The sequence below is a fragment of the Streptomyces sp. NPDC088747 genome (assembly GCF_044751025.1).
In the GTDB taxonomy this organism is placed as follows: domain Bacteria; phylum Actinomycetota; class Actinomycetes; order Streptomycetales; family Streptomycetaceae; genus Streptomyces.
Genome location: NZ_JBIVKZ010000024.1, coordinates 135993 through 156537, shown reverse-complemented (window position 1 = coordinate 156537; position 20545 = coordinate 135993). Strand labels below are relative to the sequence as shown.

At 68.3% G+C, this 20545-nt stretch carries 19 protein-coding genes and 1 pseudogene; 13 read left to right on the top strand and 7 right to left on the bottom strand.

Annotated features, from left to right (window positions below; all coding sequences use genetic code 11):
* The 3 genes from ACIP79_RS39215 to ACIP79_RS39205 form a co-directional block, all read left to right on the top strand.
* Nucleotides 1-3147: amino acid adenylation domain-containing protein (locus ACIP79_RS39215; protein WP_401231906.1), on the top strand; the 3147-nt coding region annotated here is incomplete at its 5' end.
* Between the two features lie 96 nt (nucleotides 3148-3243).
* The gene (locus tag ACIP79_RS39210; protein WP_401231903.1) at nucleotides 3244-3477 is read left to right on the top strand and encodes an MbtH family protein; all 234 of its coding nucleotides are present in this window, start codon (nucleotides 3244-3246) and stop codon (nucleotides 3475-3477) included.
* 181 nt (nucleotides 3478-3658) lie between these two features.
* Nucleotides 3659-4327: a hypothetical protein gene (locus ACIP79_RS39205; protein WP_401231901.1), complete on the top strand. Its 669-nt coding sequence runs from the start codon at nucleotides 3659-3661 to the stop codon at nucleotides 4325-4327.
* 133 nt (nucleotides 4328-4460) lie between these two features.
* On the opposite strand, the gene ACIP79_RS39200 is transcribed toward ACIP79_RS39205, so the two are convergent.
* Together ACIP79_RS39200 and ACIP79_RS39195 are read right to left on the bottom strand one after the other, a co-directional pair.
* Nucleotides 4461-5084, bottom strand: a complete 624-nt coding sequence (locus ACIP79_RS39200) for an NADPH-dependent F420 reductase (RefSeq protein WP_401231898.1) — start codon at nucleotides 5082-5084, stop codon at nucleotides 4461-4463.
* A gap of 33 nt (nucleotides 5085-5117) precedes the next feature.
* Nucleotides 5118-5852: an SDR family NAD(P)-dependent oxidoreductase gene (locus ACIP79_RS39195; RefSeq protein ID WP_401231896.1), complete on the bottom strand. Its 735-nt coding sequence runs from the start codon at nucleotides 5850-5852 to the stop codon at nucleotides 5118-5120.
* Between the two features lie 146 nt (nucleotides 5853-5998).
* On the opposite strand from ACIP79_RS39195, the gene ACIP79_RS39190 reads away from it, so the two are divergent.
* The 8 genes from ACIP79_RS39190 to ACIP79_RS39155 all read left to right on the top strand — a co-directional run bounded on the left by ACIP79_RS39190 (nucleotide 5999) and on the right by ACIP79_RS39155 (nucleotide 14752).
* Nucleotides 5999-6610: a TetR/AcrR family transcriptional regulator gene (locus tag ACIP79_RS39190; protein ID WP_401231893.1), complete on the top strand. Its 612-nt coding sequence runs from the start codon at nucleotides 5999-6001 to the stop codon at nucleotides 6608-6610.
* Between the two features lie 262 nt (nucleotides 6611-6872).
* Entirely contained in the window at nucleotides 6873-8321 is a 1449-nt protein-coding gene (locus ACIP79_RS39185) for a WGR domain-containing protein (RefSeq protein ID WP_401231892.1), read from the top strand.
* Nucleotides 8322-9060: 739 nt separating this feature from the next.
* Nucleotides 9061-9804: a DUF1684 domain-containing protein gene (locus ACIP79_RS39180; protein ID WP_401231926.1), complete on the top strand. Its 744-nt coding sequence runs from the start codon at nucleotides 9061-9063 to the stop codon at nucleotides 9802-9804.
* A gap of 53 nt (nucleotides 9805-9857) precedes the next feature.
* Nucleotides 9858-11375 carry an ABC transporter substrate-binding protein gene (locus ACIP79_RS39175; protein ID WP_401231890.1) on the top strand — a complete coding sequence of 506 codons (1518 nt, stop codon included), beginning with the start codon at nucleotides 9858-9860 and terminating at the stop codon, nucleotides 11373-11375.
* Entirely contained in the window at nucleotides 11375-12340 is a 966-nt protein-coding gene (locus ACIP79_RS39170; RefSeq protein ID WP_401231887.1) for an ABC transporter permease, read from the top strand. The genes ACIP79_RS39175 and ACIP79_RS39170 overlap by 1 nt, the downstream gene beginning before the upstream one ends.
* Nucleotides 12337-13194, top strand: a complete 858-nt coding sequence (locus ACIP79_RS39165; protein ID WP_401231884.1) for an ABC transporter permease — start codon at nucleotides 12337-12339, stop codon at nucleotides 13192-13194. Before ACIP79_RS39170 ends, ACIP79_RS39165 begins: the two co-directional genes overlap by 4 nt.
* On the top strand, nucleotides 13191-13991 hold the full coding sequence (locus ACIP79_RS39160; protein WP_401231881.1) for an ATP-binding cassette domain-containing protein: 801 nt from the start codon (nucleotides 13191-13193) through the stop codon (nucleotides 13989-13991). The genes ACIP79_RS39165 and ACIP79_RS39160 overlap by 4 nt, the downstream gene beginning before the upstream one ends.
* Entirely contained in the window at nucleotides 13988-14752 is a 765-nt protein-coding gene (locus tag ACIP79_RS39155) for an ABC transporter ATP-binding protein (RefSeq protein WP_401231879.1), read from the top strand. Before ACIP79_RS39160 ends, ACIP79_RS39155 begins: the two co-directional genes overlap by 4 nt.
* A 70-nt stretch (nucleotides 14753-14822) precedes the next feature.
* Here ACIP79_RS39155 and ACIP79_RS39150 read toward each other — a convergent pair.
* Nucleotides 14823-15065, bottom strand: a pseudogene (locus ACIP79_RS39150) (helix-turn-helix domain-containing protein); the annotation flags it as partial.
* Complete coding sequence (locus ACIP79_RS39145) at nucleotides 15044-16039, bottom strand: aldo/keto reductase (protein WP_401231875.1); 996 nt, start codon at nucleotides 16037-16039, stop codon at nucleotides 15044-15046. The pseudogene ACIP79_RS39150 and the gene ACIP79_RS39145, both read right to left, overlap by 22 nt.
* A 340-nt stretch (nucleotides 16040-16379) precedes the next feature.
* Here ACIP79_RS39145 and ACIP79_RS39140 point away from each other — a divergent pair, with 340 nt between their 5' ends.
* On the top strand, nucleotides 16380-16865 hold the full coding sequence (locus ACIP79_RS39140; protein WP_401231872.1) for an RICIN domain-containing protein: 486 nt from the start codon (nucleotides 16380-16382) through the stop codon (nucleotides 16863-16865).
* A 64-nt stretch (nucleotides 16866-16929) separates the two neighbouring features.
* Nucleotides 16930-17790, top strand: a complete 861-nt coding sequence (locus ACIP79_RS39135; protein ID WP_401231869.1) for a hypothetical protein — start codon at nucleotides 16930-16932, stop codon at nucleotides 17788-17790.
* 203 nt (nucleotides 17791-17993) lie between these two features.
* Here ACIP79_RS39135 and ACIP79_RS39130 read toward each other — a convergent pair whose 3' ends face one another.
* The 3 genes from ACIP79_RS39130 to ACIP79_RS39120 are packed head-to-tail and all read right to left on the bottom strand — an operon-like array spanning nucleotide 17994 to nucleotide 20368.
* Nucleotides 17994-18785, bottom strand: a complete 792-nt coding sequence (locus tag ACIP79_RS39130) for a MerR family transcriptional regulator (protein WP_401231867.1) — start codon at nucleotides 18783-18785, stop codon at nucleotides 17994-17996.
* A 15-nt stretch (nucleotides 18786-18800) separates the two neighbouring features.
* The gene (locus ACIP79_RS39125; RefSeq protein ID WP_401231864.1) at nucleotides 18801-19562 is read right to left on the bottom strand and encodes an ABC transporter permease; all 762 of its coding nucleotides are present in this window, start codon (nucleotides 19560-19562) and stop codon (nucleotides 18801-18803) included.
* Nucleotides 19559-20368: an ABC transporter ATP-binding protein gene (locus ACIP79_RS39120; RefSeq protein ID WP_401231861.1), complete on the bottom strand. Its 810-nt coding sequence runs from the start codon at nucleotides 20366-20368 to the stop codon at nucleotides 19559-19561. The genes ACIP79_RS39125 and ACIP79_RS39120 overlap by 4 nt, the downstream gene beginning before the upstream one ends.
* Between the last annotated feature and the right edge of the window lie 177 nt (nucleotides 20369-20545).

Below are 20545 nucleotides of genomic sequence, written 5' to 3'. Positions count from 1 at the left end.
GGTGACCCTACCTTCGCCGCCCTGTTGGGGCAGGTCCGTGAGAGGGGTCTGGCGGCGTTCGCGCATCAGGACGTGCCCTTCGAGCGGCTGGTGGAAGACCTGGCCCCGGCCCGCTCGATGGCCCGCCACCCCCTCTTCCAGGTCATGCTGACCTTGCAGAACAACACCCAAGCCGTCCTCGACCTCCCCGGTATCGACGCCGAGCCCCTGCCCACCGGCGAACCCGCAGCCAAATTCGACCTGTTCTTCGCCCTGGCCGAGAGCTTCCATGCCGACGCGAGCACGGGGCCAGGTGCTCGCAGCGGCAATCGTCCGGCCGGTCTGCACGGTGGTATCGACTACGCCCTCGACCTGTTCGACCACGAAACAGTGGAGGCCCTGGCCGAGCGATTCCTCCGGGTCCTGGACACCGTAACCAGGGAACCCCACCAGCGAGTCGGCGACATCGAGGTGCTGTCGGCGGAGGAGCGGCACAGGGTCGTGGCGGGGTGGAACGACACCGTTCAGGACGTGCCCGCCGCGTCGCTGCCTGAGCTGTTCCAAGCCCGGGTCGTAGAGCATCCTGATGCGGTCGCGGTGGTCTTCGGCGGCGTTGAGGTGACTTACGCGGAGCTCGACGAGCGGGCGAACCGGCTTGCCCGTTTGCTGATCCGCCGCGGTATCGGTCCCGAGAGCATCGTCGGCCTGGCCGTGCCTCGCTCGGTGGACCTGATCGTCGGTCTGCTGGCGGTGCTGAAGGCGGGCGCCGGATATCTGCCGGTCGATCCGGACTACCCGGCCGAGCGGATCGCCTTCATGTTGGCCGACGCCGTCCCCTCGTTGACCCTCACCACCACGGAGGTCGCGGGGCGTATGCCTACCGGGCCTGCGCTGCTGTTGGACGACCCCTCGGTTGCCACCGAACTCGGCGCATTGCCTGCCGAAGTTCCTGGCGACGAGGAGCGGATCGGCCCGCTGCTGCCGCAGCACCCCGCGTACCTGATCTACACCTCCGGCTCGACCGGTCGCCCCAAGGGCGTGGTGATGTCCTGTGGTTCGCTGGTCAACCTGCTGTCCTGGCATGCTTCTGCCATCCCCGCCGAAGTCGGCTCGCGGGTCGCTCAGTTCACCGCGATCAGCTTCGACGTATCGGCTCAGGAGATCCTCTCGGCCCTCCTGGACGGCAAGACCCTCGTAATACCGGACGAAGAGATCCGGCGTAACCCGGAACAGTTCGTGACGTGGCTGAGGAAGCAGAAGGCCACCGAGCTGTATGCCCCCAACCTGATGGTGGAGGCGCTGGGTGAGGCTGTGGCGGAGCAAGGCACGGGGCTGCCATCGCTACGTCATGTCTCCCAGGCCGGCGAGGCCCTCGTGCTCAGTGATCGGATCCGTGACCTGTGCGGGGCGGTCGGGACGGAGTTGCACAACCACTACGGTCCGTCCGAGACACATGTGGTCACCGCCCATACCCTGCCCGCGGATCGGGCGGCCTGGCCTGCGGGTGCCGCGCCGATCGGCCGTCCGGTGTGGAACACGCAGGTCTACGTTCTGGACGGGGCTCTGCGGCCGGTTCCGGTGGGCGTTGCGGGTGAGTTGTACGTCTCCGGCGCCCAACTGGCCCGTGGCTACCACGCCCGGCCGGGGCTGACCGCGCAGCGGTTCGTCGCGAACCCGTTCACCCCGGGGGAGCGGATGTACCGCACTGGCGATCTGGCCCGGTGGAATGGCGAGGGGCAGCTCGAGTACCTGGGCCGTACGGATGACCAGGTGAAGGTCCGTGGATTCCGGATCGAGTTGGGCGAGGTCGAGGCCGCGCTGCTCGCTCACCCGTCCGTATCCCAGGCAGCGGTGATGGTGCGTGAGGACCGCCCTGGAGACAGGCGGCTGGTCGGCTATCTCGTCCCCACCGGCGGCCACACCGACGGCGACGACAGCGCCACCGGGGTCGACCTGGCTGCCCTGCGCGCCCATCTCGGCGCGATGCTGCCGGACCACATGGTGCCGTCCGCGCTCGTGACCCTGGAGCGTCTGCCGCGGACGCCGAACGGGAAGCTGGATCGACGAGGGCTTCCGGCGCCGGACTACATGTCGTCGGCGCAGAGCCGGGAAGCCTCCTCGGTCCAGGAGGAAATCCTGTGCGGAATCTTTGCCGAGGAACTGAACGTGCCTCATATCGGCGTCGACGACAACTTCTTCGAATTCGGTGGACATTCACTTCTGGCAGTCAAGCTGGTGAGCCGGATTCGTTCGGTCATGGGTGTCGACGTTTCCCTCCACATGCTGATGGAGGCCCCCAGCGTCGCTGGACTCGTACATAGACTCAGTCTTCCCACGATACAGGAGTCGCTCCGTACGCTTCTTCCCATCAGGACGCAGGGAAGCCGACCGCCGCTCTTCTGTGTCCATCCGCGATCCGGGTTGAGTTGGTGTTTCGCGCCTTTGGCCGGATTCGTACCTCCTGGTATCCCCTTGTACGGTCTGCAGGCGCGGGATGCCGACGAGGCGGGGAAGCTGCCGGGATCCATCCGGGAAATGGCGGAAGAATACGTCAATGAGTTGCGCACTGTGCAACCGTCGGGACCGTATCGACTGCTGGGATGGTCGATGGGCGGCCGGGTAGCACAGGAGATGGCTGTGCAACTGCAGGAAGACGGCCAGCAAGTGGCTCTCATCGTCATGGGTGGCTACGCGCCCGCCCCCATCGACCCCCTCGATCCGGACGAGATGGACGAGGAATCTGCGGAGCTCTTCCGTCGGGTGATTCAGCAACGTGATGGCAGCGGCCTCAATGGCCTCAACGGCCACGCGGATACGCCGGAGGTACTCGATGAGGCGCCTTCCCTACATGATCTTGCCGGACTTCCGGACTACTTCCGTAGCGAGATCTCGGAAGGGGAAGCTGAAGTGAGGGCGAGGATCATCGCAAACAACACCCGTATCTACGTAGGTCATTATCCTCGCAGATTCCACGGCGATGTTCTGTTCATCTCGTCGGACGAACTTGAGGACGGTATGGGCCGTCTGATGTGGTGGCCCTACACCGCCGGTCGAATAAGCGAGTCACGACTGCCCTGCTCTCATGACGACATGGCCAATCCCCCGATGCTCTCCCTGCTTTGGGATGCGATTGCTGAGTGGCTGCCTACGGTGCAGGGCGAAGAATGATCCGGCTGGGCTGATGTCGAGCGGTCGAGCGGTCGACCGGCCGGGAAGCGCCGCCTTGAAATACTCTCACTGTTGATCGACAGATAGGACTGAACGATGACGACGAACCCTTTTGAGGACCAGGACGCCAACTACCTCGTTCTGAAAAACACGGAGGGTCAGTTCTCGCTGTGGCCCACCTTCGTCGACGTGCCGGACGGGTGGAATGTGGTCTTCGGGGAGGCAGAACGTCAGGCATGCCTTGATTTCATAGAGTCGACCTGGACCGACATGCGCCCCCAGAGCTTGATAGATGCCATGAGTGATTCCAGCACTGCCTCTCCGGAGTGAGCGTTTCAGGCTCGTGGTGACGTGAGTGCTGGTCCGGGCGTCGACGGACTCCCCACCGATGAGGGCCTCGCCGATGGCCACGGCGGCGCGTTAGCCGAACTCCGTGCATCACTCTCCGCACTACCGCGGATACGTTCCGTGCGTCATAGTGGGCCACGGGAGCCGACCGGGGGGAACTTTCATGATCGAGCAGGCGTACGTCCAAGCCGTGGACCAGACCACACCGACGATCCAGGACATCAGGGCTCGGATCTCGCAAGCGGTGGATGCGACGGCGGGCCCGGTATTCGAGCGCCTCAAGTTCTGGTTGCAGATGCCGACTGATTCCATGTTCACGGGAATGGTGGACAACGACTGCAAGGTGCGTGCTGAGAGGGTCGGCATTCAGTTGAGCACTGGAGCAAGCGGGCTGTACGAGTCCTCGGATCTGTCAGTGCCAATGGGGATCGAAGGCAAATGGGCCGCTATCGACGAAGCTGTGAAGGCCGACCGCGCCGTGATCGTCAACGGTTCGACCGGACACGTGGGCGGTCGTGAGAGCAAGTTCAACAACAAGCGCAACACCGGTTTTCATGTGATCGTCTTCTTGGCCGTCGGGCAGGAGCTCTCTGGACGCCGCTACTACCTGGGTTTCGACCCGGACGTCAGCGCCACGGCGGAGTCACGGGCGAAGTGGAAACCACTGGTCGTCGGTAGCACCGACACGAAGGTGAAGAAGTTCGACGACGCGAAGAGCGTTGAGGTTCTCAAGGCCATGATCCTCGGCGACTCGGAGGACGGATTCGGCCCGCTGGTACGCAAGTACTACGTCGAGACGGACAAGGCCTTCCCTGCGATCATCCGCGCCTGAGCGCACCTCGCCCGGCCTGCCGCAGGTCGGGCGAAGGCGGGCGAGGACGCGGATGTTTGCGCGAGAACGGCTCACCGCCTGCTAGCCGGGGGGACTGTCTCCATCGCCCCCAGTACGGGCTGCGAACCGTTTCTCAGGCGGGAAGTTCGGCGATGCTGAGGGCGAAGTCCAGGTTTCCCACGCCGTGGTTGGCGAGGCCCACCGTGACCACGCCGGCTCCTTCCAGCCAGTGCGCCATTCTCAGGCCGCCGACGTCCAGCGGGCGCAGCCCGAGGCTCTCGATGAAAGCCTCCACGCTTGCCTTGGCCCGCGCGTTGTCGCCGGCGATGAAGACGTCGGGCCGCCCCTTCTCCAGGACATGACGGAAGACGGTATTGAATGCCTTCACCACGCTGGCGCCGGTCGGGGCCACCTTGGCGGCTTCCTGTGCGACCGAGGTTTCGTCGCGGTGGGCCAGTCCGTCGAAAGTGGAATTGAAGGGATTGCTGATGTCGACGATGATCTTGCCCGCGAGAGCGTCTCCGTACTGGGTGACCACCGGCACGACACCGTTGTACAACAGGGCCACGATGACGATGTCCCCGGCCGGAGCGGTGCCCCATTCTCCCGTCGTGGCGCCCCCGCCGAGAGTCTTGGCCAATTCGGCGGCCTTGGACTGATCGCGGCCCATGACCTCCACGGTGTTGCCGCCCGCTATCGCTCGCGCGCCGATGGTGCGGGCCATGTTTCCGGTGCCGATGATGCTGACGTTGCTCATGAGATGTCCTGCCCTGGTCGGGTGTCGTTCGATTCAGATGGCGGTGGTGCCGCCGTCGGCGACGAGTTCCATGCCATTGACGTAGCTGGAGTCGTCGGAGGCGAGGAAAAGGGCGGCGTTGGCGATTTCGTCGGGGCGGCCCATCTGGCCGCGGGGGATGAGGGACTCGAACTGGCGCTTGGTGGCCTCGTCGAAGAGCTCTGCCTGCTTGGCGGTGGCGACCTGGCCGGGGGTCAGGACGTTGACGCGGATGCGGCGGTCCTTGAGCTCGTTGAGCCAGACGCGTGCCCATGCCTGCTGCACGGCCTTGCTGCCCGCGTAGACGCTCCAGCCCGGGAAAGCGCCGAGGGAGGCGTTGGAGCCGGTCATGAGAATGGAGCCGCCGTCGTTGAAGAGCGGGAGGGCCTTCTGGACGGTGAACAGGGTGCCGCGGGCGTTGAGCGAGAACGCGGCATGGAAGTGGGCCTCGGTGATCTCGCCGAGCGGCGCGGGCTCGCCCACTCCGGCGCTGGCCCACAGCACGTCGAGGCTTCCCTTCTCCCGCTTGACGGTGTCGTACAGGCGGTCCAGGTCGTCCAGGTCGGCGGCGTCGCCCTGGACGCCGGTGACGTTGCGGCCGATCTGCTTCACAGCCTCGTCCAAGGCGTCCTGGCGGCGGCCGGTGATGAAGACATGCGCTCCCTCGTCGACGAACAGCTTCGCGCCGGCCAGTGCCATGCCCGTGGTGCCGCCGGTGATGACCGCTACCTTGCCGTCCAGCTTGCCCACAGTTGCTCCTTCGGGTCGGTGGTGCCATGTGCACACCTGAGGCGGCGGTGTTATGTACACCGCTTGGTGTGCTTAACGTATCGGGGAGACGGGTGGGGCGCAAGCTATGTACACCGGTCGTTACCCGGCCGGGGTATGATGGGTCCATGACGGAGTTGGAGAAGGGGCCCACGGGTCGCCGCCGCGGCCGGGGCGCCCGCGAGCGAATTCTTGGCGCGTCCCAGCAACTGTTTCGGGCTCAGGGCATCAACCGCACCGGCATGGACCAGCTTTGCGCGGCGGCCGAGGTGTCCAAGCGCACGGCCTACCAGCACTTCGCCGGCAAGGACGAACTCGTCGCCGAGTACCTGCGGCAGTTCGACCCCTCTGTTCTGTCCGGCGTGTTCGACCGCACCGACCTCACGCCCCGCGAACGGCTCCTCGCCGCCTTTGACGTCCCTCCCACCACCCCTCTGTGTCCGTATATCGGCGCCGCCGTCGAACTCCACGACGCCGAGCACCCCGCTTCCCAGTACGCACGCGACTACAAGAAGGCAGTCGCCACGCGGCTGGCCGAAACCGCCCGCGAAGCCGGCGCCGCCGACCCCGAACAGCTCGGCGAGCAGCTCGCGTTGCTCATCGACGGCGCCGCGGCCCGGACCCGTGTCCTCAACGCCGACGCCTTCCCCACGGCTGCCGCCATCGCCGCCGTCCTCATCGACAACGCCATCCCCGCCACATCCGGCGACGACCGGCGACGGGAGGAAGTACCAAGCTGACTTGGCACCCCGCGACCGGGCTGGACGCGCTGCCGGTCGCACGGCTGCCGTAGTACTCCGTAGGGCTGAGGAACAGCCTCAGCTCTTTGCCGGACTGCTCAACGCCACTGGATCCCTGGCCGGTTGGCGCTCCCGACTCCAGTCGCGCTGTTCCGCATGCCTCGGTTGCGGGGCCGGAGCGTCGATGTCAGTGGCTCCCTCTACGGTTTGATCAGTGGGGCCCGCGGGAGAGACCTCGGGCCCACCTTGGGAGGGGTCTGTCATGTCTACCGGGTCCGCGTCGACGACGTATCTGGAGCTGTCGCAGGAGGACGGTGCCGCGCACAAGTTCTACGAAGTGGCCGTCGACGGGCTGGTGGTGACGGTGCGCTACGGACGGATCGGCGCCGCGGGACAGACGCAGACGACGACCTTCCCCACGGCGGACAAGGCACGCTCCGCCGCGGCGAAGAAGGTGGGGGAGAAGGTCCGCAAGGGTTACGCCCCGGCGGTCGCCGGACAGCGCCCGCCGCGCGCGGTGACCCGGCGACAGGTGGCTTCGGCACCTTCGACCGCGCGCTCGGTGGCCCCCGTGCTGTGGCGTTTTCGTACCGGGTCCTCGGCGTTCGGCATCCACGTCGACGACGACCGCTGCTGGGTCGGCAACCAGGCCGGCGACGTCTTCACCCTGGACCACGACGGTGGCGTCCTGGCGCGCTTCAGTCTGCCGGACGGCGTGAAGTGCCTGGTCGCCGACGACTTCTGGATCTACGCGGGCTGCGACGACGGCCGGGTCTACGACCTCTCCTCGAAGCTGCCGTTCGCGGCGTACGACGTCGCGGCGGACGTCGACATCTTCTGGCTGGACATCCACGAGGGCGTTCTGAACGTCTCGGACCGCGACGGACGGCTCACCGTCATCGACCACGAGGACGAGCACCAGTGGGCCCGCCGCAGCCAGGGTGAGCACGCCTGGATGGTCCGCGCCGACGACACGGCCGTCTACCACGGACACCACAGGGGAGTGACCGCGTACGCGCCCGACGGGAGCGGCGAGTTGTGGCACACGCCCACCCGCGGCGGTGTCCTGTTCGGCTGGCAGGAGCAGGGCGCCGTGTTCGCGGGAACCGCGCACCGTGCGGTCCAGCGGCTGTCCAAGGCGACCGGCACGGTCGAGGCCACCTACGCCTGCGACGGCGCGGTCTACTCGTGCGCCACCTCGCCCGGCGGCCGGTTCGTCTTCGCCGGCGACGCGGCCTCGTCGGTCTACTGCTTCGACCGGGACGGCACCCGCCTGTGGAAGCTCGGTACCGGCGGCGGCTCGGCGCTGTCGATGCAGTACCGCGACGAACGGCTCTACCTGGTGACCACGGACGGCTCGCTGGTCTGTGTGGACGCGAGCGAAGCGGCCATCGCGGCGGCGCAGCAGGGCACGGTCCCGGTGGCCCGGGACGTCAAACTCGCGGCGGCCCTTCCCACCTACGCACCCGCCGCGGCCTCGTCCGCGCTGACGACCGTCTCCCAGGCTCCCGCCGGATCCATCGTCGTCGAGTGCGTCCAGACACCCGGCCGTCTGCGCGTCCACGTGGTCTCCGAGGGCTACGAACCCTCCTGGAACGTCCAGTTCCCGCGCACCGTACGAGAGCCCGGAGCCCGCTACGTCGTCGACGCCCTGCACCCGGCAGCGGGCGGCTTCTACCGCGTCCGCGGAGAAATCCGCCGCCTGCTGTGACACCGAGGGGTCCCGTCATGCCCCTCACACGGACTCTGGGGTGACCCGATCTGGCGGGGTGCGCGGCCCTTGTCGCTGGAACGGCTTGCAGGAGTACGCGGACCGCATCCCAGCGGAGGCCTGAGTCGTCCCCCTATGGGTAGACGAGCCGAAGAAGGCACTCGCCGGTACCGACGGATGGAGTCGCATGCCACGCATGCTGGAACGTATCAAGCAGTTCGCCAGGAGCCCTCAAGGGCGTCGTGCGGTCGAGCAGGCGCGGCGGGCTGCAGCCGACCCCCGTCGTCAGCAGCAGGCGAAGAGGCTGTTGGGCAAATTCCGCGGCCGTCGCTGACCACGTCCGTCCCCGACCAACAGCACCCGGCCCTCCAGCGGCAGGCTCAACGGCCTGTCCTTGCGGGCCGGGTTCGAAGGCTCAACCCGTCGGCGCAGAAGCCGGGTTGGTGCCTGCCCGGCCGCCCTCGGCTTGTCGCACCGAGGTGCCCCAGCCGGGCTTTTGACGCGTCTGCCCCGTATCCGCGTGTCCCGCGCCGAGCGGCGCGCGCCTGCCGACCACGAGCGGTCACTGTGCGTAAAGACTGCAGATCAGCCCCAGACACCCCGCCGAGACACCCATCTCATCCACCGAGACGCAAGTTTGACATTAGGCAGCCTTATGGATGATAAAGAACGTGCTTTGGCCATCAAATCACGAACTGTGATGGCAGTGCCCTCCTAGTCGAATGAGTCCGCCGTGTCCCTGTCCAACGCCGCCCCGACCCCCGCAGGCCCCGCGGAGGACCCCGCAGGTCCCGGGGAGGAGTGGAACGCCTGGCGTGCCGAGCGTCAGCGCACGCTCAGCGCGCCGACCGGAAACCTCGCCCTCGTGGAGACCCGCTGGCTGCCGGCCGGCGAGGAGCCCGACGTCGACGCGGCGAAAGCCGGACAGCCGGACACCGTGACCGTCACCACACTGCGGCGCGTCGACCTCGTCACCGGCGCCCCCGAGCACGGCCTGCGCTTCTGGGACGCGGACTCGGCCGCCATCCGCCACTTCGAGGGCGTCGAGGCATTCCCGTACGACCCGGCCTGGGTCCTGGAAGCCGCCTACTCGCCCGTGCCCGGCGCCCGCCGCATCGCCTTCGAGCACCTCCGGGACAACGGCGGCACCCGCGACCTCGTGGTGCCGGGCGACATCACGCTCACCGTCGACGGCCGCGAGTACACCCTCAGTGCCTTCGACGACGACGGCACCCTGCTGCTCGTCTTCGGCGACCCCACCAACGGGGACACCACCTACGGCGCCGGCCGCTTCCTGTTCGTCCGGCGCACGGACGACGACAACCGGGTCGTGCTGGACTTCAACCGGGCCTTCGTGCCGCCCTGCGGATTCTCCGATCAGTACAACTGTCCGATGCCGCCGCGGCAGAACCGCTTCCACCTGCCGGTCCAGGCCGGCGAGAAGCGCCCCGTCTTCCGCGACGGCTTCCTCGCACAGCACTGACCGGCCCGGCCCGCAGACCTCCCCTGTCATCTCGCACGAAGGCGCCCTGAACCATGAGACTCAACAAGTCGACCCTCTACGCCACCGCCACCACCGCCGGTCTCGCCGTCGCGCTCACCGCCTGCGGCGGCTCCGGCGCGAAGACCGGCTCGGCCGGCAGCTGGGACAAGAACGCCACCGTCAACATCGGCTCCCTGTACGAGCCGCAGAACCTCGACAACACCGCCGGCGGCGGCCAAGGCGTCACCGAGGCCCTCAACGGCAACGTGTACGAGGGCCTGTTCAAGCTCACCGACGACGGCAAGGTCGACAAGCTCCTCGCCCAGGACTACAAGGTCGGTGCCGACGGCCTCACCTACACCTTCACGCTGCGCAGCGGGGTGAAGTTCCACAGCGGCAAGGAACTCACCAGCGCCGACGTCAAGTACAGCCTCCAGAAGGTCCTCGCGGACGACTCGCAGTCCGCCCGCAAGAGCAACCTCGAGGTCGTCAAGGACATCGCCACCCCTGACGCGCACACCGTCAAGATCACGCTGTCCCAGAAGTCGATCTCCTTCGTCTACAACCTCTCCTACGTCTGGATCATCAACTCCGAGGCGAAGAACCTGAAGACGAGCGAGGACGGCACCGGCCCCTACACCCTCGGCAAGTGGACCCGCGGCTCCGCGCTGAGCCTGGACCGCTTCGCCGGGTACTGGGGTGACGCCGTCGCCAACAAGCAGGTCGTCCTCCACTACTACAAGGACGCCACCGCACTGAACAACGCGCTGCTGACCAACGCCGTCGACGTGGTCACCAGCGAGCAGTCGCCCGACGCCCTGGAGCAGTTCAAGAGCAACCAGAACTACAAGGTCAACGACGGCGACTCCACCACCAAGCTGCTGCTGGCCTTCAACGACAAGGCCAAGCCGTTCACCGACGTCAAGGTCCGCCAGGCCGTCTCCGCCGCCATCGACGACAAGAAGCTTCTGGAGTCCGTCTGGGGCGGTTACGGCAAGCTCATCGGCTCGATGGTGCCGCCCACCGACCCCTGGTACGAGGACCTCACCAAGGTCAACGCCTACGACGTCACCAAGGCCAAGAAGCTGCTCGCCGAGGCCGGTTACGCCAAGGGGTTCACGTTCACTCTCGACACCCCGAACTACGACCCGCACCCCACCGCCGCGACCTTCATCAAGTCGCAGCTCGCGCAGGTCGGCATCACCGTCAAGATCAACACGATCACACCGGACGAGTGGTACACGAAGGTCTACAAGAACCACGACTTCACGGCCACGCTCCAGGAGCACGTCAACGACCGTGACCTCGTCTGGTACGGCAACCCCGACTTCTACTGGGGCTACGACAACAAGCAGGTCACCCAGTGGGTGACACAGGCCGAAGAAGCCTCAACCACCGCGCAGCAGACCGAACTTCTGAAGAAGGTCAACCGGAAGACGGCCGAGGACGCGGCCAGCGACTGGCTGTACCTGTACCCGCAGATCGTCGTCGCCAACAGCAAGCTGTCCGGCTACCCGCTCAACGGCCTCAACTCCCAGTTCTACGCCTACGACATCAAGAAGCAGGGCTGATGGGGCGCTATCTCCTGCGCCGCTTCGTCTTCCTCCTGGTATCGCTGGCCCTGGCGAGCGTGGTGCTGTTCATCCTGCTGCGCCTGCTCCCGGGCGACCCGGCCAACGCGCTCACCTCGGTGGGCGCCAGCCCGCAGCAGATCGCCGCGGCCCGCCACTCCATCGGCTCCGACCGGCCGCTGCCCGAGCAGTTCACCCACTGGCTCGGGCAGTTGGCGAGCGGCGACCTCGGCACGTCCTTCGTCAGCTCACTGCCGGTCGGACCCGAGGTCAGCGCCCGCCTGAACGTCACCGTGCCGCTGACGCTGGCCGCGTTCGTCCTGGCCGTCGTCATCGCCGTACCCGTCGGCTTCGTCGCCGCGTACAAACGCCACACCTGGTACGGCGCCCTGCTCAGCGGAGTCTCCCAACTGGGCATCGCCATACCGGTGTTCTGGCTCGGCATGATCCTCATCGCCGTGTTCGCGCTGAACGCGGGCTGGCTTCCCTCCGGTGGCTTCCCGCTGGACGGCTGGGCAGCGCCCGCGGACGCCGTACGCTCCCTCGTCCTGCCGGTCGTCACCATCGCCCTCGTGATGAGTGCGTCGCTCATCCGCTACGTCCGCTCCGCCACCCTCGACGTGCTGGGCAGCGACCACCTGCGCACCGCGCGCGCCCTGGGCGCCTCCTTCCCCCGGGCCATGTGGCGGCACGGACTGCGCAACGCCTCCGTACCGGTGATCTCCGTCCTCGGCATCGAGCTCGCCTCCACGCTGCTCGGCGCCGTCGTCGTGGAGTCGGTGTACGCGCTGCCCGGCCTCGGCTCGCTGCTGGCCACCGGTATCGCCCAGCACGACTACCCGGTGATCCAGGGCGTCCTGTTCGTGTCCACGCTCGCCGTCCTGGTCATCGGCTTCGCCGCCGACCTGGTCCAGAGGATCATCGACCCGCGGCTGCGCGGCCGCCTTTCAGGAGGCACCCGGTGACGTACACGGACGTCCTGTCCAAGCCGGCGGCGGCCCGCGGCAAGCGCTCCGTCACCCTGCTGGCGGGCTGCACACTGACCGCGCTGATCGCCCTGCTCGCCGTCGTCTCGCTCGTCTGGCTGCCCTACGACGCCGACGACACCTCCGGCGGCCGGCTCGCGGGGCCCGGCGACGGACACCTGCTCGGCACCGACAAACTCGGCCGGGACCTGTTCACCCAGCTGATGACGGGCTCCCGTATCGCCGTCGAGGCCGGTCTCGGTTCGGTCCTGATCGCCGCGCTCATCGGCGTCACCCTCGGTACGCTCGCGGCGTTCGCGCAGGGCTGGCTCGACGACACCCTCGCCGCGTTCCTCGACATCCTCATCGCGTTCCCGACCCTGCTGCTTGCGATGCTCGTCGTCGCCGCCCGCTCGGCCACCCTCGGCTCCGCCGTCCTCGCGATCGGCCTCGCCCAGAGCGCGATCGTGGCCCGGCTGGTACGGATCCTCGCCAAGCGGGTCCTGTCCCAGGACTACGTCACCGCCGCCCGAACCTCGGGCACCTCCTGGCCACGGACTGTCGCCGGGCACGTCCTGCCGAACATCTGGCCCACCCTCGTCGTCAACCTGGCCCTCCAGTTCGGCCTCGCCGTGCTCGCCGAGGCCGGCCTGTCCTACCTCGGCCTCGGCGCGCCCCCGCCCAACGCCTCCTGGGGCCGCATGCTCCAGGAAGCCCAGGCCACCTTCACCACCGCCCCCGCCGGCGCGCTCGCCCCCGGCATCCTGCTGGTCGTGCTCGTCATCGGGGTCAACCTCATCGCCGACGGCCTGCGCGACACCCTCGACCCGGCGACCCGCCGGAGGCGGACATGACCCTCCTCGACGTACGCGGCCTCACCGTGCGCACCGACGACGGCCGCACCCTGGTCGACGACCTCTCCTTCACCGTCGACGGCGGCGAACGGCTCGGCCTGATCGGCGAGTCCGGTTCCGGCAAGTCCCTGACCATGCTCGCCGTACTGGGCCTGCTGCCCGCCGGCATGACCGCGACCGGCAGCGTGGAACTGGCCGGCACGCAGATCGTCGGCACCCCCGAGAAGCGGCTCGTCGCGGTCCGGGGACGGGACGCGGCCGTGGTCTTCCAGGAGCCCCTGACCGCCCTCGACCCACTGATGCGGGTGGGCCGCCAGATCGCCGAGCCCCTGGCCCGCCGCACCGGCCTCAAGGGCAAGAGCCTGCGCACCGCCGTCATCGAAGCGCTCCTGCGGGTGCGGCTGCCCGAACCCGAGCGCATCTCCCGCGCGTTCCCGCACGAGATATCCGGCGGCCAGCGCCAGCGCGTCGCCCTCGCGATGGCCCTCGCCTGCGAGCCGCGCCTGCTCATCGCCGACGAGCCCACCACCGCGCTCGACGTGTCCGTGCAGGCCGAGATACTGGAACTCCTCGACACCCTCGTGCGCGAACGGGAGATGGCCGTGCTGTTCGTCAGCCACGACCTGGCCGTCATCGCCAAGGTGACCGACCACGCCCTGGTGATGAAGGACGGCCGGGCCGTCGAACAAGGCCCCGTCCTGGACGTCATCGGCGCGCCGCAAGCCGCGTACACCAAGACGCTCGTCGCGGGCGCCCGCAAGCTGGAGTCCGCCCTGGTCCTGAGGAGCACACGATGACACCCGTGCTGGAACTGGCGGACGTCGCCGTGCGCTACCGAGGCACCGCCACCGACGTCGTACAGAACGTGTCCCTCGCCGTCGAGCAGGGTCAGTCACTCGCGCTCGTCGGAGAGTCGGGTGCCGGCAAGACCACCCTGCTGCGCCTGCTGCTGGGACTCGCTCGCCCCACGGCCGGCACCGTCCGCTTCGACGGCGAGACACTCTCCCCGCGCGACCGACGGCAGATGCACCGCTTCCGGCGCGGCGTCCAGTGCGTGTTCCAGGATCCGTACTCCTCCCTCGACCCGCGCCGACGCGTGGCCGCGATCGTCGCGGAACCGCTGCGCTCGCTCGGCCTCGACACCCGCGCGACCGCCGCGCCCAAGGTGACCGCGGCGCTGGAACGGGTCGGCCTGCCCACCGACGCCGCCACCCGCTACCCCCACGAGTTCTCCGGGGGCCAGCGCCAGCGCATCGCCATCGCCCGCGCCATCGTCTGCGACCCGCGCGTGCTGCTCGCCGACGAACCCGTCAGCGCCCTCGACGTCACGACCCGGGTCAAGGTCGTCGACCTGCTCGCCGAGCTCAAGGAGGAGCGGCAGCTGACCCTCGTGATGGTCTCCCACGACCTGTCGGTCGTCGCCTCCCTGTGCGAACGCACGGCCGTGCTGGAGCGTGGCCGCCTGGTCGAACAGGGCGAGACCCAGCAGGTGCTGGGCGCCCCGGAACACCCGTACACCCGCCGCCTGATCGACAGCGTGCCGCGTCTGCCGGCCTGAAGTACGACGGGTGGGTGGGCGGGGCCGCCCGTCGTAGCTGCCGCCGGTGGGTGTTCGTGTGGGCACATCCTCACTCGGCGGCCACCGTCGCCTGCCACGCGCCCGGCCGCTTGCCGGTGGCCTTGTGGAAGGACCCCGAGAAGTTGGACGCGTCGGGGAAGCCGAGCGTGGCGGCGCAGCGGGCCGCGGTGAGGCGGTCGTGTGCGAGAAGTCGTCTGGCTTCCGGGGTAACCCTTTTGCTCGCGGTTGGACAGTCCGCCGTTGCAGCCGATTCACTGCCCGGAGCTCGGCTCACCGTACGGCCAGCGGCACCCCGGCGGGCAGTAGCCCAGCTGTCCGGGCGGCGGTCCAGAACTCGTGCGGGACGGGGTGCGCGAGCATGCGCGCGGTCTCGTCCACCTCGTCCGGTGTCCGGGCGCCGACCACGATGCTCGTCACCGCGGGATGCCCGAAGGGGAACTGGACGGCGACCGCTTTCGCGGGCACGTCGAAGCTGCCGCAGATGGTGTGCCAGGCGGTGACCTGCCGGGCGAGTTCGGCTGGGAGCCGGGTGTAACCGTGCGGCGCGCCGGGACGGGGGTCGGCGAGGAGACCGGACTGGTAGACGCCCGTGACCATGACGGCGATGCCGCGCGCGGCGCACAGCGGCAGCAGCGCGTCGAGGCCGGACTGGTCGAGGAGGTTGTACCGTCCCGCGAGCATGACGCAGTCGGGCCCGGGGTCCTCCACCTCCTGCAAGTAGCGAACCGCCACCGGCGCGTGGTTGACGCCGATCGACACCGCACCGATGGTGCCCCGGCGACGCAGCTCTGCCAACGCCCGGTAGGCGTCCGTCACGGCTGTGGGAAACGCCTCGTCAGGGTCGTGCACATGGAGTACGTCGATCCGTGCCAGCCCCAGGCGCTCCAGACTCGCCTCGACCGAGCGCATGACCCCGGCGTAGGAGTAGTCGAGCCGCGGTCCGACACCGGGCGGGGGATCGGCCCAGATGGGCTGGGTGTCGCTGCCTCCCGGCTCGATCAGGCGGCCGACCTTGGTGCACAGCGTGTACTCCTCGCGCGGGCGGCCGCGCAGCGCCGCCCCGGCACGGGCCTCGGACCGGCCGTACCCGTAGACGGGCGCGGTGTCGAAAAGCCGGACACCGACCTCCCACGCGCGGTCGACGGTCCTTGCCGCGTCTTCGTCGGAGACAGCTGTGAACAGGCCGCCGAGGGAGGCGAGCCCGAGCCCGAGCCGGGTGATCCGCAGTGCCGTACGCCCCAGTGCGACCGTTTCGTCGGCTCGCATACGCAACTCCTCGATCCGGCGAGTCCCGCTCGCCTGCCGGTGGGTCTCAACAGGGTGTTCCCCCCTCGAAACAGAAGAGCACTCGCCGCCCGCGGGCCACCCATGCAGCCCGCTGACGCCGTCTCGCCGTCCCGTTCCCATCCCGGGACAGGTGCGCCCCTGCAGGTCAGGAACGTGTCCGTCCCGACATGGCTGAAGCAGCCGGGAACAGGTTGTCGAGGGTCGGTGAGCTGCACAAACTCATCTCACCGACCCCGCGGTTCGCCTCCGACGGTGAGCGAATGCCGGTTCCTGTGGCCGCTCACGGCCAACTCCTCCCATCCCTGGAAGGGACTCCCACATGACTCCCGTACGCACCCTCCTGCCCGCCCTCCTGACAGCCGCCGTGGCCGTGCTCGGCGCGGCACCCGTGCTCCCCGCTTCCGTCTCCGGCCCCTCGACGCCCGTCGCCCATGCGGCGTCCGCGGAGAACTACCGGAACGTGCACACGGGGCTGTGCATGGACGACAGCGACGGCGGTGGACTGCGCGGCCGGCAGTGCAACGGGCTCAACCATCAGAAGTGGGTGGTCACTCGGCACGCCGACGGCAGCCGGCAGCTCTCGAACATGTCCACGGGCCGGTGCCTGGACGACAGCGCTGCCGGCCTGCGCACCTGGCCGTGCAACGGACTCGACTACCAGCAGTGGACGGTCGAGAAGCTCACCCAGAGCCGGATCGCCTTCAAGAACGTCAAGACCGGTGCCTGCGTCGCCGACCCGGGCGAGAGCAGGCGCCTCGTCGCCTTGCCGTGCGTGACGAACTCGGCGAACCAGCAGTGGCAGTAGGGCGCCGGATCCCGACCCCTCGCCCGGCACGCCGTCCCGTACATCTCGACGAAGGAGAACAACCATGTCCCCCTCCCGCTCCGCCAAACTGCGCCGCATCCTGCCCACCCTCGCCCTCGCCTGCCTGACGGCCCCGGCACTCGCCCTGCCCGCCCACGCCACGACCCCGACAGCTCAGACCGCGTCGACGGCGAGCCTCTCCCAGGCCGCCGCTTCCTTCCCCACCTGGGGGACACGGTGGGTCGTGCACGCCACGTCGGACATCAACTCGCCGTCCGTCGGCATGATCAACCAGAACTCCGCGGGTCAGGACCGCATCACCGCCGACTACCAGGTCGACACCGGCCGCCGGGTGTGCGAAGGCAGCGCCTGCTCCACCTTCATGGCCCACATCACCGCACCCGTCACGGGTTTTCTGACCGTCGTCGCCGTGGACATCCCCGAGGACCGGCTTCCCGGTGTCCCCGTGCAGGGCGATCCCGGCGGCGGCTCCCAGGCGGGCTCGCGGCAGCGGACGTTGGAGCGTGCCGCGACCTGGCTCACCGCCAACGGCGGTCGCCCCGTCCCCTACAACCAGGCGGCATACTGGCGGGACGGCTACCGGCAGGACTGCTCCGGCTACGCCTCCATGGCGCTGGGCCTGCCGACGCCGGGCACCAACACCGTGGGGCTTGCCACCAACCGGAACCTCACCCGCCCCATCGCGATGGGCGAACTCCAGCCCGGTGACCTCGTCATCGACGCCCTCGGCAACAGCAACACCCGACACGTCGTCATCTTCGAACGGTGGAACGACGCTGCCCACACCTCCTACCTGGCCTACGAGCAGCGCGGCGGCCCCGGCACCTCGCACCGGACGCTGACCTACGGCCTGAACGCGGGCAGCGAGTACCGGGCCTACCGGCCCGTCCAGTACGGCGACTGACCCCTCACCAGGTGTGCGCTCAGCCCTCCTCGGGCTGAGCGCACACTCCGCGGACAGCCTGCGCCACGGCACTCAGGTGGCCGTAGGGGCAGGCACTCGTCATACGCCACGCACGGCCTCGCGGTCTACGGTGCTGTGCTGTGCTGTGCCGTGTTGAACCCCGCCACTCGTCCACTACACGCACAGCCTCGTGAACTACCACGTCACGGTGGCGGCGGCTCAGTGTCGACCCTGTCGGCAACCACTCGCTCGACACGGGTCCAGCCCCTCCAGCCACGCTCATGGAGGATCGCCAGCACCAGTTCGGCGCCCGGTGCGGACTCGAGCATGGTCGAGTCCATCAGGGCGACGAACTGATCGTCGAACCCGTCGGAACCCGCCTCGCCGGCCTCCACGGCGCGGATCATCAGGCGCTCCAGGATGTCGGCGATCTCGACGATCCGTGGATCGTCGGCCGGCCAGTCGAGTTCTCCGGTGAAGAGGCTGTAGAGCCTCACCATGTCCGGGTCGTCGAGTTCCTCGTGCTTCTTGGCGATCACGAAGTCGATGTGGTGCGGCACCTGCGCGGCGATCATGATCCAGGCATCCCGCTCCAGCTCGATGTACCGCTCTCCGACGCCGAGACCGCGCAGCCGGTCGAGGTAGTCCACGACGCTCTGGGGGAGGGCCAGGTGCTCTCCGGCGGCGAGCCGGGCGAGCCGTTTGCGGGTGTCCTGCAGTCGCCGGATCTCGGCGCGCAGATCCGCGTCGATCTCCTGGACACCCCCGGCGAACTCCTCCGGGCCTGCGTCGAGGAGTTTCTGCACCTTGGCCAGCGGCACGCCGGCCGAGGCCAGGGTGTGGATCCGGATGAGTCGCACGACTGCGGGGGCGCCGTAGGTGCGGTACCCGGACCGGTCGCGCTCGGGCTCGGGCAGCAGCCCGATCTTGTGGTAGTGGCGTACCGCCCGCACCGTCACCCCGGCGTACGCCGCCAGCTGGCTGATGGTGAGCATGGGTCCCAGCCTGCCTCAAGCGATCTTCCGGCGATAGACGATCATCGCGAAGACGTACGCCACGACCAGGATGCCCACACACCACGCGAGCGCGATCCAGATGTCGTCGCCGACCGGCTGCTCTGTGAACAGGGCACGGATCGTGTTGACGATCGATGTCACCGGCTGGTGCTCGGCGAACCAGCGCACAGGACCCGGCATCGTCTCGGTGGGCACGAACGCCGAGCTGACGAACGGCAGGAAGATGAGCGGGTAGGCGAACGCGCCCGCTCCCTCGACCGACGACGCGGTGATGCCGGGGATCACGGCGAGCCAGGTCAGCGCCAGGGTGAACAGGAGAAGAATGCCCGCGATCGCGATCCATGCGGACACCCCTGCCCCTGACCGGAAGCCCATGAGCAGAGCGACGCCCACGACGAGTACGAGCGCGATCAGGTTGGCGACCAGAGAGGTGACGACGTGCGCCCACAGCACCCCCGACCGCGCGATCGGCATGGACTGGAAGCGTTCGAAGATCCCGCTCTTCACATCGGTGAACAGCCGGTACGCGGTGTAGGAGATGCCCGACGCGATGGTCATGAGCAGGATGCCAGGCAGCATGTAGTTCACGTACGGAACCTGCCCGGTATCAATGGCGCCGCCGAACACGTAGACGAACATCAGCATCATGGCGACCGGCGTGAGGGCGGTCGTGATGATGGTGTCCACGCTGCGTGTGACATGACGCAGTGTCCGCCCCGTGAGCGCGGCGGTGTCGCTGAAGAAGTACGCGGTCACTCTTGTCCCCCGGTTGTCGTGACAATGGCGTCGCTCTTGTTACCGCCGCCGATGACCGCGAGGAAGATCTCCTCCAGAGTCGGCTGCTTCTCGACGTACTCGACCTTGGCGGGCGGAAAGAGCTGCTTGAGCTCGGCGAGGGTGCCGTTCACGATGATCCGACCCTGGTGGAGGATCGCGATCCGGTCGGCCAACTGCTCGGCCTCTTCCAGATACTGCGTGGTGAGCAGCACCGTCGTTCCGTGACCGGCGAGCTCCTTGACCGCGTCCCACACATCGATGCGCGCCTCGGGATCGAGTCCCGCCGTCGGCTCGTCCAGGAAGATCACCGGCGAATTGCCGATGAGGCTCATCGCGATGTCCAGCCGACGGCGCATCCCGCCCGAGTACGTGGACACCCGCCGCGCGCCCGCCTCACTCAACGAGAAGCGCCTCAGCAGGTCGTCCGCGACCACGCCCGGGTCCTTGAGATGGCGCAGCCTCGCGATGAGGGCGAGGTTCTGCCGACCACTGAGAATCTCGTCGACCGCCGCGAACTGGCCGGTGAGACTGATGGACTCCCGCACTTTCGCCGGTTGTGCGGCGACGTCGAAACCGTGGACACTCGCCGTCCCCGCGTCGGCCCTGAGGAGCGCGGCGAGGATCCTCACGGTCGTGGTCTTGCCCGCGCCGTTGGAGCCGAGCAGGGCGAAGATGCTGCCCGGCGCGACGTCGAAGTCCACGCCACGCAGCACTTCGAGCTTCCCGTACGACTTCGCCAGCCCTCGCACGTGCATCGCCGGACCGGCGATCGTCTGAGCCGTCATGGCCATCTGCCTCCTTCGCGGAACCGCTCCCCGCGAATGCGAGGACGCCCCTGCCGGAAGGATGAAGGCTTGACCCAACGTCAAGGTCAAGCGGGCTCCGGCCCCAGCGGCGCGACGACATCGAACTCGTCGCCGCTGCCAACTGCCTGCCGGTTGTCGGGATCGCCCCGCCAGCAG

Bases quoted from the DNA above. Each gene is read 5' to 3' on its own strand.
- ACIP79_RS39185 (WP_401231892.1), top strand. From the start codon at position 6,873: ATGTCTACCGGGTCCGCGTCGACGACGTATCTGGAGCTGTCGCAGGAG.
- ACIP79_RS39130 (WP_401231867.1), bottom strand. From the start codon at position 18,785: ATGCTCACCATCAGCCAGCTGGCGGCGTACGCCGGGGTGACGGTGCGG.
- ACIP79_RS39145 (WP_401231875.1), bottom strand. From the start codon at position 16,039: ATGCGAGCCGACGAAACGGTCGCACTGGGGCGTACGGCACTGCGGATC.
- ACIP79_RS39170 (WP_401231887.1), top strand. From the start codon at position 11,375: ATGGGGCGCTATCTCCTGCGCCGCTTCGTCTTCCTCCTGGTATCGCTG.
- ACIP79_RS39205 (WP_401231901.1), top strand. From the start codon at position 3,659: ATGATCGAGCAGGCGTACGTCCAAGCCGTGGACCAGACCACACCGACG.
- ACIP79_RS39155 (WP_401231879.1), top strand. From the start codon at position 13,988: ATGACACCCGTGCTGGAACTGGCGGACGTCGCCGTGCGCTACCGAGGC.
- ACIP79_RS39175 (WP_401231890.1), top strand. From the start codon at position 9,858: ATGAGACTCAACAAGTCGACCCTCTACGCCACCGCCACCACCGCCGGT.
- ACIP79_RS39140 (WP_401231872.1), top strand. From the start codon at position 16,380: ATGACTCCCGTACGCACCCTCCTGCCCGCCCTCCTGACAGCCGCCGTG.
- ACIP79_RS39135 (WP_401231869.1), top strand. From the start codon at position 16,930: ATGTCCCCCTCCCGCTCCGCCAAACTGCGCCGCATCCTGCCCACCCTC.
- ACIP79_RS39120 (WP_401231861.1), bottom strand. From the start codon at position 20,368: ATGACGGCTCAGACGATCGCCGGTCCGGCGATGCACGTGCGAGGGCTG.
- ACIP79_RS39210 (WP_401231903.1), top strand. From the start codon at position 3,244: ATGACGACGAACCCTTTTGAGGACCAGGACGCCAACTACCTCGTTCTG.
- ACIP79_RS39190 (WP_401231893.1), top strand. From the start codon at position 5,999: ATGACGGAGTTGGAGAAGGGGCCCACGGGTCGCCGCCGCGGCCGGGGC.
- ACIP79_RS39160 (WP_401231881.1), top strand. From the start codon at position 13,191: ATGACCCTCCTCGACGTACGCGGCCTCACCGTGCGCACCGACGACGGC.
- ACIP79_RS39200 (WP_401231898.1), bottom strand. From the start codon at position 5,084: ATGAGCAACGTCAGCATCATCGGCACCGGAAACATGGCCCGCACCATC.